This window comes from Shewanella sp. MTB7, assembly GCF_027571385.1.
Taxonomy (GTDB): Bacteria; Pseudomonadota; Gammaproteobacteria; order Enterobacterales; family Shewanellaceae; genus Shewanella.
In genome coordinates this window covers 4,361,840-4,376,282 of record NZ_CP085636.1, presented here as the reverse complement: position 1 = coordinate 4,376,282, position 14,443 = coordinate 4,361,840, and the positions used below count along the sequence as shown (strand labels likewise).

The following is a 14,443-nucleotide window of genomic DNA, read 5'->3' as shown; positions in this document are numbered from 1 at the left end:
ATATAGATATATACATATGAAAATAATGATGAAACTAGAGAAGAATATATTGAAATCTTTCAATGAAGTAATTGAGCATCTCTCGAACTCTGAGGGGCGTAATGCACTACAGGGAATGCAGCGCGGTATTGAACGCGAGTCATTGAGGACTGACAGCTCAGGACATCTGGCGACTGATAGTCATCCACAAGCTTTGGGATCTGCATTAACACATTCGCGGATCACCACAGATTACAGTGAGTCTTTGTTAGAGTTTATTACGCCTGTCTTTGGTAATATTGATAGCTTATTGCAAGATCTGACCTACACCCATGCATTTTCAGTTCAAAACCTTGATAATCAAAGGCTTTGGCCTGTAAGTATGCCTTGTTATGTGGGAGATGTGAAAGACATTCCTATTGCTGATTATGGTGTCTCTAATCAGGGGATGATGAAGAGTTTGTATCGCAAGGGACTAACCTATCGATATGGTGCTCAGATGCAGATTATTTCTGGTGTACATTTTAATTTTTCAGTGTCATCAGAGCTGTGGGATAACTTGTATCAGTTCTCAGGTAGTTCGCTGACGAAAAGTGATTTCATCTCAGAGTCTTATTTAGGACTCATACGTAATTATCGCCGTATGGTTTGGGTTTTACCTTATCTATTTGGTGCGTCTCCTGCACTTTGTAGCTCATTCCTTAAGCAACAAGAAACCGATATCCCATTTGAGAAGATGGGTAAAGGCACTCTTTATCTTCCTTATGCCACTTCATTGCGCATGAGCGACCTTGGTTATACCAACAAGGAGCAAGAGCAGCTGGATATCAGCTATGACTCGCTTGAAAAATATTTGATTGGCATGAAGGCTGCAATTGGTAAGCCTTCGAAGAGTTTTGAAGCCATAGGCGTTAAAGTTGGTGGTGAATATCGTCAATTGAATGCCAACGTGTTGCAGATTGAAAATGAATTTTATGCGCCTATTCGTGCCAAGCGAGTCGCGGAAAATGGCGAGAAGCCCTCTGAAGCATTAGCTAGAGCTGGGATAGAATATATAGAAGTGAGAGCTTTGGACGTTAATCCTTTTAGCCCTATTGGTATCGAAGCTTCTCAGGTTAGGTTTTTAGACCTCTTTTTACTGTATTGCTTGTTAAATGAGTCACCTTTGAGTGATGTTGAACAGGAAAGTGAAATTTCGAGTAATTTAAACCGCGTTATTTTAGAGGGGCGTAAGCCTGGGCTAGAATTGAGTAAAGATGGTCATCCTATTTTACTCTCTAGCTGGATGAATCAGCTCTTTGATGGACTGGGCAGCTTATGTGGCTTACTTGATGAAGAGGGCAAGCAAGATTATCGTGAAGCGCTTACGCGATGGCGCACAGCGATTGACGATCCAGAGCTCTCTATTTCAGGCCTAGTAATGAAAGAGCTTAAAACTTCTCAAATTGATCACAGCGTCTGGGTTAAGCAATTAGCTGAGACGTATTACCATACGTTAAATGGTTATCCACTGCCTGAGGCTGTACAGCAGCAGTATCGAACTGCTGCCATTGAGTCAATTGAAAAACAGACATTGATGGAAAGTGAGACAACTCAGAGCTTCGAATCTTTTCTTGATGATTATTTTGCTGAGCCCTCATTAGAGGACAAGGCTCGAGTTAACAACGTCTGATGATAGGCCACAGTCGCAATATTTTATTGTTTATTGCATTCATCGGACTTGTATCAGGCTGTGCTTCACAGCCTGATACAAGTCGTTATTGTGGTACGGTGTCGGGTTACTTAAATCCAGATCCTGCGCAAAATATCTATCGAGTAGTGGTGACACACCTCAACGGTAAACCTGTTATCTCTAAGCCTAACTATCAGCTTCCTCTTGGTACCTATGTGTTTACTTTGGCCGAGTTAATCAACTCGCCTACATTAAAGGTAAAGCTGGCGGCACGAACGCCTAAAGTGTTATCTGTAACCGTTGAAGCGAATCAGAGATATCATCTGGCTGCAAAATTTAATACGGATAAAATCTATCGCGGTAACAACACTGACTTTTGGGAGCCAGAAATCTGGCGACAAGAGGAGTATAGCTGTGAGCTACCGGAGTTAGAATAGGCTGTTTTTTGTCGAGTCTGTATTTGCTTCTTTTTTCCATCAATGTGACACTATGGCTTTGATAATTTAGCTTTTCGGTACTTTCATTAATGAAACTCTCTTCCTATATATTGACGGCGATTTTGGCTTTTTTCGTGTCAGGTTGTGCAAGCGCCCCGCCCAAAGAGCCAGAAAATTTATGCGCTATCTATCAAGAGCATCGTTCTTGGTATGAAGCAGCTAAAAATACCCGAGAGAAGTGGGGAGTTCCAGTGCATGTCCCTTTGGCCATGATGTATCAGGAGAGTTCGTTTAAGCACAATGCTGCGCCACCAATGGAGTATTTCCTTGGTTTTATTCCAATTGGTCGAGCCAGTGATGCTTATGGTTATGCACAAGCTAAAACCATGACCTGGGATGATTACGTTAAAGAGACGGGCAACTCCTGGTCGAGTCGAAGTAACTTTGATGATGCTATGGATTTTATGGGATGGTTTATCTATAAGACCAATAAAATTAATGGCGTCTCTAAGTGGGATGCGCGTAATCAATATCTTAATTATCACGAAGGTTGGGGCGGGTATAAACGTAAAACTTATAATCAGAAAGCATGGTTGATCAAGGTCGCTAAAAAAGTGGATGATAGATCTAAGCGTTATGCTCAGCAATATCATACTTGTAAAGACGACTTGGACTCCTCTTGGTTATGGCGTCTGTTTTTCGGTTAACTTTTTTCAGCACCGTTAACATGACTATCTAAGCGTACCTTATTGGAACGCTTATGCTCATACATCTTGATATCAGCATCTCTAAATGCGCGTTGCCAATGGCCATCATACTCAGCGATCCCAAAACTGAAATAAATGTGGCTGGCGTCAGTGTTCAGTTCTAATTGGATAGCATGCATATCAGCCAAAATTGATGATAGGGGACCACGACAAATAGCAATAAACTCGTCGCCGCCATATCTGGCAATGAGCTGTTTTTCATGCCAGTGATACTTTAGTATTTTTGCTAATAATACTAATGCATCATCTCCGGATTGATGGCCTTGGTTATCATTAATTTGTTTTAAATTATCCATATCGATTAATACTAGATAACTGCTTAAATGAGACTTAAGCTGCCACTGGGCTAAACGGGCTTCGAAACATTGACGGTTGTAGAGAGAGGTTAGACTGTCATAATTGGCTAATGTTTGGATTTGGTGTGTTTTTTGGTATAAAGCGATAGCGTTAGAAGCTTCATGGGTGAGTATGTTTACTAAGTTACAATCATAATCTCCGAAGGCTTTGGTTTCACTGCTGTCGAGATTAATCATAGCGTACAACTCACCATCGATATGTATAGGGCTTGAGAGCGTAGAGCGAATGGGTTTAATTGGGGCTGTGAGTAGTCTCTCTTGATCCTCAATTGATAATGAGCTCTTAGCGTTGATGTTCTCTATATTATCTATGACCACCAACTTGTCATTCATACCTTGAGTTAGTCTATATTCGAAAGATTGATCTAGTTGAAAGCTAATTTTACGTAATTTTTCGATATCAATTCCAACACTGGACTCAAAATAGAGGCTTTGATCTTTTTTGTTGACCCTAATGATGCAGCCCATCTCCGCTCCGTCAACACTACTCACGGCTTTTTTTAACAAGGCATCCAGAAAAGCTTGTTCATCTTCATATTGGCTGGAGAGGTTGACTAATTCGAACGTAGTTTCGTTGATGTGTACCACTTGCTGCAAATGCTACCAAAGACGATTTAATCGAGCTTGATGTAGGTAATAGCTTAAGCTATAGCCAAGAATGTAAATATTACAAATTAAGAGAAGTTTTAACAGATCATCACTATTAAGATCTGCGTTAAAAAATATCCAGATGAAACAGATCAACAGTAGAGGAACACCGAGAAGACTTAAGTGAAACTTTAGATCTAAACTATCTATTTCACGGCTTTTTAAGCTGCCAGTTTCAGTATTTCTTGCAGAATTATCCTGTGTAACATTTTTTTCCATGTGTGCTCATCACCATGACTCCCTCATCGGTATTGTATATTGAATGTATAGAATAATATTGTTTTATTTAGTGCTTTAGTGATAAAGGTTTACGATGTTTTCTTGGTTTTAAATAACTTAGGTGCAAAATGTTATAGATGTGTTCCAATAAGTTATTTGCAGTGTCTGTTAGCCTAGGGGATAATCCCCTCTGGCTTGGGGGGGCCGTTTACTCAAGGAGCATTTTCTATATAGATTATATATAATGCCCCTAAATATAAGAAATTTTAAAGTAATACCCTACAAAAGGAATAAAAATGAGCAAACCATTCGTTGCTGTGTTGATGGGGTCTGATTCTGACTTACCAACCATGCAAGCTACCCTTGATGTGCTAAAAACTTTTGAAATTAAATTTGAAGCTAAGGTTACCTCTGCTCACCGCACTCCCGCTGCAACTCATGCATATGTTACTGATGCAGAAGCTCGTGGTTGTAAAGTGTTTATCTGTGCTGCTGGACTTGCAGCTCATCTAGCGGGTGCTGTTGCTGGTATCACTACACGCCCTGTTATCGGAGTTCCGATTGATTGTGGTCCATTGCAGGGCCATGACGCACTTCTTTCAACTGTAATGATGCCTGGCGGCGTTCCTGTTGCGACTGTCGCGATTGGCAGTGCTGGTGCAAAGAATGCGGGCTATCTAGCGGCGCAAATGCTTGCAGTTGCTGATGATGCACTTGCTGTAGCAGTTAAAGCAGAACGTGCTAAATCTGCAGAAGCTGTTCAAGCTAAAGATGCTAAGCTGCAAGAGAAACTTGCTAACGCTTAATCTGATTGATATTAAATGAAAACGCCATCGAGCTTAGGTTCGATGGCGTTTTTTATTGTCCTGCTATTATTTATTTAGTGAGGATGTTTTTCTAGTGCATCCCCCAGTGTTGGGTAGAAGTGGAGTAAGTCCTCTATCGGTTGAATTTTAGCTCTGGCTAAGGTTCGAATAGGTTGGAATTGCAGATCGGTAATAACCAGTTTGCACTGTTTTGCTTGCAGATGTTCTATCAACTTAGTTAATGCTGTTAATCCTCCCGCATCTAATATCGAAACGCCATCCATATAAAGAATGAGTGTTTGATGCTCTTTGGCTAACAGAGTTATTTCTGAAAAAATAGAATCGGCCGCGGCAAAAAAGAGCGGACCATTTATCTTCAGGACTAACCAGTTATCAGGAATATCTCGGTCGATATAACGCTTATTCTGGGTAATATTGTAGAGTCGTGTCATTTCGGCTATTTCTTTCATAAATAGCAGTGCAGCCAATACTATTCCAACCGTTATTGCGATAACCATGTCGAAGATGACGGTGAGTGAAAAGCAGGTTAGAAAAACGATGACATCACTCTTAGGGGCAGATTTTATCAGGTGCAGTGCTTTGGGCGCTTCACTCATATTCCAGGCTACGACCAATAAGAGTGCCGCCATGGCAGGCATTGGCAGATAAGCGAGAATATTTGCTAGCAATAGTAAACCCAGAAGTAGCACAATAGAGTGGACCATGCCGGCAACTGGACTTTGGGCGCCAGCCTTTACATTTGCTGCACTTCTTGCAATGGCTGCAGTGGCTGGAATTCCGCCGAAGAAGGGTGCAATGATGTTCCCCAGACCTTGTCCCAGTAGCTCGCTATTAGCACTGTGCCTTTTCCCCGTCATACCGTCGAGCACAACGGCACATAACAGTGATTCAATCGCGCCGAGCATTGCAATAGCAAATGCACTTGGAAGCAGCGCTTGTACCATGCTCCAACTAAAACCCAAGGCTTGATGGTTAGGACCATCTTGTAACCAAGGCAGTTCAAAAGCGGGCATAAAGGGTGGAATACCCATACCAACTCCACCGTCAGCTAGGGGATAGCTAAATCGTGTGCCTATCGTTTCGACAATCGTGCCGTCTTGGTTTAGCCAAAGGGCTAAAAAGCTGCCGACTATAATTGCGGGTAGATGAGCAGGGATCGGGGTTTTTAACTTTGGCCACATGAGCATGACCGCGAAGGTCGCAAGCGCTACCGAGGTACTTGCAGCTTCTATGGTAGGCAAAGCATGAGCCAATGCTGCTAATTTATCGATATAGTGCTCTGGCATGTCAGCGATGGAGAGCCCGAAGAAATCCTTAAGCTGCAGCGTGGCAATCACGACACCTATGCCCCCGGTAAAACCCAATGTTACTGGTTCGGGAATATATTGAATCAGTTGTCCTAATTTTAATAGTGACATCATGACTAAAATAACCCCTGACATCGCAGTTGCCATAAGTAGACCTGCTAGTCCAAACTCTTGGGCTATGGGATAAAGTAGCACGACAAAAGCCGCCGTAGGTCCAGAAATACTGTATCGTGACCCACCTGTTAGGGAGATAATAAATCCACCAATGATTGCAGTGTAGAGCCCATACTGCGGAGGAACGCCACTGGCAATTGCCAGGGCCATTGCCAAAGGTATCGCAATAATTCCAACAGAGATGCCGGCAAGTAGATCTTGTCCAAAGCGTTTGAAGCTGTATTTTTCCTTAATACAAGCGTCATAGAAGGCATGACCTAAGGATAATGAGAATAGGTGAGCTTTGTGTGGCACGTTAATCTTTCCTGAAAAAAATTGAAAACGGATTGAAAATGTTCAGTCTCGGAAGATGACATTGTCCCTTATTAGATTATTGCTATATTTGGAGCCAACTCCTATTAAGGAAGGCTCAGGGAAAATGAGAATAGGTGAGCTTTATATGGCACATTAACGCTCCTGAGTAGAAGTAGTTTCTATATCAGCAAGTGAGTGGCAAAGACATTGTGCTTGTCAGTATTGCGGGTATGGACATGATTAGGTATTAGTCAAAAGTAGCATATTTAGGCTTTTTGAAATGTGATCAAGCTCGCTATAAGTTGATGTTTTATGAACTGCTTCAAATTTAGATTGGTTCTCCTTTGTATTTATTGGATCTTTTTTTAACCATTTTGGTTTGTCTCTGCGTTTATATACCTAAATCGAGAATAAAGATAAATAAACAGGAGAGCCTTATGCTAATCCAAATCAAAAAAGGCATGCAAGAGAGAAACATTAGATTGTCCAGTAATTCATTGGCTCTGGTGATGAGTTCAAGCTTGGCTTTAGTTGCATGTAGCGGCCAGCAACCTCTTGAGTCGGAAACCGCCAAAGGGGTGAATGAGGATAAGCCTACTCAAGTTTTAACGTTGAAGCCTGAAAGTACCAATGCGCAGGTTTTGAGAATACTGTCTCGTGTTACGCAAGCCGACCCCTCATTTAGGTTAGAAAATTCACACATTAATGCTCCAAGCCAAGATAAAGCCAGTGTGAGTGATTCTTATATTGCTGGTCAGCAAGCCAGTGATCGAATGATGAAGATGAAAGCCTTATCTCGTTCGGATCGACTCGTTCAAATGAGTTATCCCCTAAGGGAGCATTATGATCTTGGGATCGGTCAACAAGATCGGAACCGGTTTGAACGACAAGTTGCTAACGGAATTATGGTGGCGGGAGAAATCTCTGTTTCCACCTTTTCCATTGATGTAGATACTGGCAGCTATTCAACACTTAGGCGCTGGATTAATCAAGGGCGTTTACCTGAGAAAGGAACCATTAGAATCGAGGAGATGGTTAACTATTTTGCTTATCAATATCCATCTCCCAATGCAGGCGAGCAGCCATTTAGTGTTAATACTGAGTTAGCACCGTCACCTTACAATACCGATAAGATGTTACTGAGGATCGGCCTTAAAGGATTTGAGAAAGATAAAGCCTCTTTAGGTGCCAGCCATCTGGTTTTTTTACTGGATGTGTCGGGGTCAATGTCATCACGGGACAAACTGCCGTTACTGAAGAGTTCACTTAAGATGCTGAGTCAGCAGCTTGATGAGCAGGACCGCATATCAGTGGTCGTTTATGCAGGAGCGTCGGGAGTCGTACTTGATGGCGTCAAAGGCAATGATCATTTAGCCATCTCTCAGGCTTTGGATAAACTAAAAGCGGGAGGCTCGACCAATGGCGAGGCAGGAATAGTGCAGGCTTATCAACTGGCGCAAAAGCATTTTATTCATGGAGGGGTTAATCGGGTTATTTTAGCCACCGATGGAGATTTTAATCTTGGTATGTCAGATCAACAGGGACTTATCGAGTTGATTGAAGAAAAACGTAAACACGGTATTGCTTTGACCACTTTAGGATTTGGGCAAGGCAATTATAATGATCATCTGATGGAGCAACTTGCTGATAAAGGTAATGGACATTACGCCTATATTGATACCCTAAATGAGGCCCGTAAGGTGCTGGTGGATGAACTCAGTGCCACCTTAATGACCATAGCGAAAGATGTGAAAGTGCAGGTGGAGTTTAACCCCGCTATTGTTTCGGAATATCGTCTTATCGGTTATGAAAATCGCATCCTTAATCGGGAAGATTTTAATAACGATAAGGTGGATGCAGGGGAAATAGGTGCAGGACACCGAGTAACGGCTCTTTATGAGTTAAGTTTTGTTGATAGCCCCAATCAAGCGAATGATAAGCTCAGATACGGTGTAGATACCACTACCGGCAAAGAGAAATACAGTCGAACTGAACTCGCATATTTGAAGTTAAGGTATAAACCTATAGGCGAAGAGGTGAGTAAATTGATCAGTTATCCCATCTTAAAAGATACGGCGTTGAGAAACTTTGCCCAAGCCAGTGACGATTTTAGATTTGCAGTTGCAGTAGCGGGATTAGGTCAACTTATTAATAAGAATCATTATATTGGTCATTTAAATTATGCCAAGGTGAGCGAGATAGCACAGTCAGCTATGGGGGAAGACCCCTTTGGTTATCGTCACGAGTTTGTGCAGTTGACTAAAACTGCTGGACTGCTGGCAAAGCCATAGTCGCCAGCAACTGACTTTTCCTACAAACTTAGGATAGACAAAAAAGGGTTAGCGGTGCACACTTTCCAGCAATCAAGCCCCTGTAAAAATAGAGTTGGGGAGAAAGTATTGTCTGGAGAGTTCTGTGGCAGAAGCATTGTATGAGAAGGGGGAGGCTGACGTTGATCAACAATTAATGTCGCAATATGCACAAGGCGATACCTCAGCATTTGAATCCCTATATCAAAAACATAAGGGTGGGCTTTATCGCTACTTTGTTCGTCAGATTGGTGATATTCAACTCGCGGAAGATCTCTACCAAGAGACGTGGGGACGAGTGATTAAAGCCGCTGCTAGCTATGAGACGAGTGCAAAATTTACCACTTGGTTGTATCGAATAGCCCATAACTTACTTATTGATCATGTCAGAGCAGTGAAGCCGGTGGATCTCTTTAGTGAGGCGTTTAATGAAGATCAAGATGTAGATTCGTTTTTACCAAGCGATACTCAAACCCCCGATACTCAGTTCGAAGAGGGAGTTAAGGCTAAGTTGCTTAAGCACTGTATTTCACTCTTACCTACGGTGCAAAAAGAGGCCTTGTTGCTCAATATGGAAGCGGGTTTTACCGCAGGTGTGATTTCAGAGGTGGTGGGCATTTCGCTTGAGGCGTCTAAGAGCCGTATCCGTTACGCCAATCAGAGTTTGAAAACATGTGTCATGAACAAGTGGCAGGAGGTTGAAAATGAGAGATGAAAATGCAGATAAACCTGCTGAATTTGACGCGGAACTTCAAGTTTTGTATCGAGCTCAAGCACTGGAAGTCCCCAGTGCTGAACTGGATTATGCCATTGTTTTATTAGCGAAAAGTTCAAGTGATTCAACTAAGAGTGATACTGTTGTGGTAGTTGATAATAGTTTTTGGCGTCGTCACCGTTGGCCATTATCATCGGCGGCTTCAGTGGTGTTTGTGGCAACACTGCTGCTTATTAACCAAGATGCTACTCAGGATATATTAAGTGATGAGTCTTATACTCCGGTTATGATGCAGATGTCATCAACTGCACAGGAGCCTGACTCACAAACGATTCTACGCCAGAGTGAGCCCAGAGCCATGATGAAATCATCTAATTTTGATGAGCCGCGAACTCAATTAAACAGTGTTGTTCACCATGAGGTTGCTCATGTGGAACTGAGTGCTGTAGCAGCTAAAGGGGGGGCACCTGAGCCAGTTAGTGATGCTGTTAAGGCAAAAATACATTCCCTTTCAGATAGCAAACCTCTCAAGACAATGCCGCAACGTGATGCAGTAGTGAGTGCCAAACAGGCGCTAAATCATCTTGATAACTTAGTAAAAAATGAGCAATGGGTTGAAGCTGAAAAATTAGTACTTAAGATACGCAAGTCCTATCCGCAACTTAACAGCGAGCAGCACCCTCAGTATCTAAGATGGAAAACTTTAAGTGAGCAAGTGATTATGCCTTTGCCTAAACCTAGTGTCCCTGTGTCTGATAGATAATTAATGACAACGATAGCTCCTCTCCGTGATGTTAGGGGCTTAAAACAAATCTTTAAACCAATCCCAGATCCCCAGTGAGGTTCCCTCCATCAGATCGATACCTAAAGCAGACTTGAGAATATAGAGAGTGAATAAACCCAGTAGCATGCTGATGGCGATAAAACTCAATACAAGACCGACAAACATCAACATTGAGGCATGTTTCTCACGTCTAGTATAAGCACGCTTGTTTTTACCTAGGAGAAATACATAGAAAAAACGCAAACGGATAAAAGGGAATGCGAAGGTGCCTCGATTATCAACAAAGTGCTTGGCCCAAGTGCGATCACCTAATGCAACTCTAAAGCCCTGAAGTTGTTTATCTGTGTAGCTATCGGCAATATCTGTTGGCAGCTTTTTTAATAACTTTTCAATAATGGGGTCTTGCCTAATAGGTAAAGAGTCCGCGTCACTCATGATTTCAATATCTTCTAATATTGATTTCTTTGCCGCATTATCCTGCTCATCTCTCTCCATGTTAAACCTATATAATTGAACACTAATTGCTAAGTATAGTCAGTCAGTATATTTGTACACATTTACTCATAACTATTGATCAATATTTTACTGTTGAATTAGTTAAAGTTTGATATCTTGTTGCTCATAAAAAAATCAAATAAAAATAATGAGCTATCAATGAAACTCAGTTCTTCTCTTGTTTGTACCTTATTGGCGCTTGGCGGCCTTCATCTTTCAACTGCGATAGCATCGGAATCCTCAGAGGTGCTGGGTTACTACCGAGCCCCAGCATTGAGTGGTAATACGTTAGTGTTTACTGCCGAGGGAGATCTATGGACTAAACGAATGGATCGCGTTCAGGCTCAGCGTTTAACCAGCTTGCCAGCAGAGGAGATCGGCGCGACGATCTCTAAAGATGGTCAATGGGTGGCCTACGTTGCAAACTATGATGGCGCTAGCGAAGTTTACGTTATTCCAATAGCGGGCGGACAGGCAAAACGGATTAGTTTCGAAAACAGTCGAGTTAGGGTGCAAGGTTGGACTGCAACTGGTGAGGTGCTCTATGCCACGGATAACGCATTTGGCCCTGCTAATTACTGGGTATTGAGAACGGTTAATCCAGATACGCTGGAGACTCAGGATCTCCCTTTAGCTGATGCTATCGAAGGGGTGATTGATGATAAGGGAGAATATCTCTATTTTACTCGCTTTGGTCTACAAACCACTGGGGATAATGTCAAAGTTTACCGTGGCGGGGCTAAAGGTGAGCTTTGGCGTTATAAGTTAAATTCAAACAAAGAAGCCCAACGACTAACGTCTGCCCATAAGGGGTCAGTTCGTCAGCCTATGTTGTGGAATAATCGCCTCTTTTTTGTCAGTGACGGCGATGGTAATGATAATTTCTGGTCGATGGCACTCGATGGCACAGATATACAGCAAGTGACTCAATATAAAGAGTGGCAAGTTCGCGGTGCTCGTATACATAAAGGCCAAATAGTCTTTCAACAAGGTGCTGATATTAAGTTACTTGATTTTAGTCACAATGAAGCACGGACTCTGGACATTGAACTTGTTTCTGATTTTACTCAACGCCGTGCACATTGGGTTAATAGCCCAATGAAATATGCAACTTCAACTCAGTTATCACCCAAGGGAGATAAAGTAGTGATCACCGCGAGAAGCCATGTGGCAATCGCGACCACTGATGGTTCTCGTCTTGTAGAGCTTGCACTACCGGGTAACAGTCGAATTAGTCGTGCAGTATTGAGTCCAGATGGACGTTGGGTTTATGGGATCAGTGATGCATCAGGAGAGCAAGAGATCTGGCGTTTCCCAGCCGATGGGAGCCAGGGAGCCAAACAGTTAACTAAAGATGGCACTACATTACGCATGGATATCAAACTATCACCGGATGGTCGCTACATTGCTAGCGATGACTATAACGGTGATCTCTGGTTGTTGGATTTAAATAAAAATCGAAACAAGAAGATTATTACCCAAGGTGAAGGATTAGGTCCATATGCTGATATTGTGTGGTCAGCAGACAGCCAATTTATCGCTATCACTAAGTCTGAACTGGGTAAGCCTAGGCCACAAATAGTCCTTTATTCATTAGACGAAAATCGCAGTGAAACTCTGACAAGTGATAAATATGAATCTTATTCTCCCACATTTAGTGGTGATGGTAAGTGGCTCTATTTCCTCTCCGATCGACAATTTATCGCAACTCCCACTTCACCTTGGGGCGATCGTAACATGGGGCCCATGTTCGATAAACGCACCGAGATATTCGCTTTGGCATTGGATAAAAGTGCCAACTTCCCATTTCGTCAACCTAATGAACTAACGAAATCTGTCGAAGGGAATGCTCAAGATAAGAAAGCGGATAAGATTAAGGTAAAGCTTGATTGGAATGGTATTGCTCAGCGGTTGTGGCAAGTACCTGTTGCTTCAGGTAACTATTCTAATCTTCAGGCCAACGACAACAGCTTATACTTTATTGAGCAAGTTCCGGGGCGTAGCAGTGTACCTAGTCTTAAAGTGGTTAAGTTTGATCCTCTGGATCCCAAAGTCGAGACCTATGCCGAAGATGTTGGTCGCTATGATCTATCGGCCGATGGCCAAAAACTCTTTATTCGTAAGCATAGTAACAATGGTCAAGATATGTTGATTGTTGACGCGGTTGATAAGCTTCCTAAAGAACTTAATCATGCCAAAGTGCAGACCAATCAGTGGCAATTAGCCATAGAGCCAGAGCTAGAGTGGCAACAGATGTTCGAAGATGCTTGGTTAATGCATCGAGATTCCTTTTTTGATAAGCAGATGCGAGGTCTGGATTGGCAAGCAACTAAGCGTAAATACCAACCTCTGGTTGACAGGCTTACCGACCGTCATGAGCTTAATGACATCTTTAAACAGATGATGGGCGAGTTAGACTCCTTGCATTCCCAGGTTCGTGGTGGCGATCTACCACGAGACAGTGAGATGGCAAAAGCTGCCAGCTTAGGGGCTCGTTTAGCCCAGACTAAGGCCGGCGTAAAAATCACTCATATCTATGCCAATGACCCTGAACTGCCATCTAATGCAGCACCGTTGGCGCAGATAGGTGTTGATGCTGAAATCGGCGATATCATAGTGTCGATTAATGGTAAATCGATAGCAAATCAAGCCGATGTCACACGTTTTTTAACCAATCAAGCGAACAAGCAAATTCTGCTCACCCTAAAGCGTGGTAACAAGCAGCATAAAACCATCGTAAAGCCCGTTAGTATTCGCAGTGATGCCAAACTGAGATACCTAGATTGGGTTAATGCCAATAGCAATAAGGTGAGTGAAGCAAGTGACGGGAAAATTGGTTATCTGCACCTTTATGCTATGGGCAGCGGTGATGTCGCCAGTTTCGCTCGAGAGTTTTACGCTAACTATGAAAAAGAGGGCTTAGTGATTGATGTTCGCCGTAATCGTGGTGGCAATATCGATAGTTGGATCATCGAGAAATTACTGCGCCGTACTTGGGCTTTTTGGCAACCAACTCGAGGTACACCTAACGCCAATATGCAGCAAACATTTCGCGGGCACTTAGTAGTTCTCACTGATCAGCTGACCTATTCAGATGGGGAGACTTTCTCTGCTGGTATTAAAGCGCTAGGTATCGCACCACTTATCGGTAAGCAGACCACGGGGGCCGGTGTTTGGTTGTCGGGACGAAACTCGCTAACAGATAAGGGAATAGCACGAGTAGCTGAGTACCCGCAGTATGCAATGGATGGACGTTGGATCTTGGAAGGTCGCGGGGTTAGCCCGGATATTGAGGTTGATAACTTACCATACGCAACCTTTACAGGTCATGACGCTCAATTAGAAAAGGCCATCAGTTATTTGAAAGAGGAGCTTGTGCAGCAACCTGTTCTTCCCCTTAAGGCCCAGTCTATTCCAGCTAAAGGTATGGCATTGGATATAAAGTAGTAAAGATATAATG

10 protein-coding genes and 1 pseudogene are annotated in these 14,443 nt (G+C 42.8%); 8 read left to right on the top strand and 3 right to left on the bottom strand.

Features of this window, described 5'->3' with window-relative positions; genetic code table 11:
* The first annotated feature begins 16 nt into the window (after positions 1–16).
* From gshA to HWQ47_RS18935, 3 genes are all read left to right on the top strand, one after another.
* Positions 17–1,651: a glutamate--cysteine ligase gene (gene gshA / locus HWQ47_RS18945; protein WP_269967615.1), complete on the top strand. Its 1,635-nt coding sequence runs from the start codon at positions 17–19 to the stop codon at positions 1,649–1,651.
* Positions 1,651–2,088, top strand: coding sequence for a hypothetical protein (locus HWQ47_RS18940; RefSeq protein ID WP_269967614.1), 438 nt, complete (start codon positions 1,651–1,653; stop codon positions 2,086–2,088). Before gshA ends, HWQ47_RS18940 begins: the two co-directional genes overlap by 1 nt.
* An 89-nt stretch (positions 2,089–2,177) precedes the next feature.
* The gene (locus HWQ47_RS18935; protein ID WP_269967613.1) at positions 2,178–2,795 is read left to right on the top strand and encodes a transglycosylase SLT domain-containing protein; all 618 of its coding nucleotides are present in this window, start codon (positions 2,178–2,180) and stop codon (positions 2,793–2,795) included.
* On the opposite strand, the pseudogene HWQ47_RS18930 reads toward HWQ47_RS18935, so the two are convergent.
* A pseudogene (locus HWQ47_RS18930) lies at positions 2,792–4,078 on the bottom strand (sensor domain-containing diguanylate cyclase). The gene HWQ47_RS18935 and the pseudogene HWQ47_RS18930 sit on opposite strands and share 4 nt — an antisense overlap.
* A 296-nt stretch (positions 4,079–4,374) precedes the next feature.
* Between HWQ47_RS18930 and purE the strand changes: the two are divergent.
* A complete protein-coding gene (gene purE / locus HWQ47_RS18920; protein WP_269967611.1) occupies positions 4,375–4,884 on the top strand; it encodes a 5-(carboxyamino)imidazole ribonucleotide mutase in 510 nt (169 codons plus the stop codon).
* A 74-nt stretch (positions 4,885–4,958) separates the two neighbouring features.
* Here purE and dauA read toward each other — a convergent pair whose 3' ends face one another.
* Positions 4,959–6,680, bottom strand: coding sequence for a C4-dicarboxylic acid transporter DauA (dauA, locus tag HWQ47_RS18915; protein ID WP_269967610.1), 1,722 nt, complete (start codon positions 6,678–6,680; stop codon positions 4,959–4,961).
* Between the two features lie 437 nt (positions 6,681–7,117).
* Here dauA and HWQ47_RS18910 point away from each other — a divergent pair, with 437 nt between their 5' ends.
* The 3 genes from HWQ47_RS18910 to HWQ47_RS18900 all read left to right on the top strand — a co-directional run bounded on the left by HWQ47_RS18910 (position 7,118) and on the right by HWQ47_RS18900 (position 10,467).
* Complete coding sequence (locus HWQ47_RS18910; protein WP_269967609.1) at positions 7,118–8,971, top strand: vWA domain-containing protein; 1,854 nt, start codon at positions 7,118–7,120, stop codon at positions 8,969–8,971.
* 175 nt (positions 8,972–9,146) lie between these two features.
* Positions 9,147–9,704, top strand: a complete 558-nt coding sequence (locus HWQ47_RS18905) for a sigma-70 family RNA polymerase sigma factor (protein WP_269971791.1) — start codon at positions 9,147–9,149, stop codon at positions 9,702–9,704.
* Positions 9,694–10,467, top strand: a complete 774-nt coding sequence (locus HWQ47_RS18900) for a hypothetical protein (RefSeq protein WP_269967608.1) — start codon at positions 9,694–9,696, stop codon at positions 10,465–10,467. The genes HWQ47_RS18905 and HWQ47_RS18900 overlap by 11 nt, the downstream gene beginning before the upstream one ends.
* A 39-nt stretch (positions 10,468–10,506) precedes the next feature.
* Here HWQ47_RS18900 and HWQ47_RS18895 read toward each other — a convergent pair whose 3' ends face one another.
* Entirely contained in the window at positions 10,507–10,923 is a 417-nt protein-coding gene (locus tag HWQ47_RS18895) for a hypothetical protein (protein ID WP_442802082.1), read from the bottom strand.
* A gap of 219 nt (positions 10,924–11,142) precedes the next feature.
* Here HWQ47_RS18895 and HWQ47_RS18890 point away from each other — a divergent pair, with 219 nt between their 5' ends.
* Positions 11,143–14,430, top strand: coding sequence for a S41 family peptidase (locus HWQ47_RS18890; protein WP_269967606.1), 3,288 nt, complete (start codon positions 11,143–11,145; stop codon positions 14,428–14,430).
* The last annotated feature ends 13 nt before the right edge of the window (positions 14,431–14,443 follow it).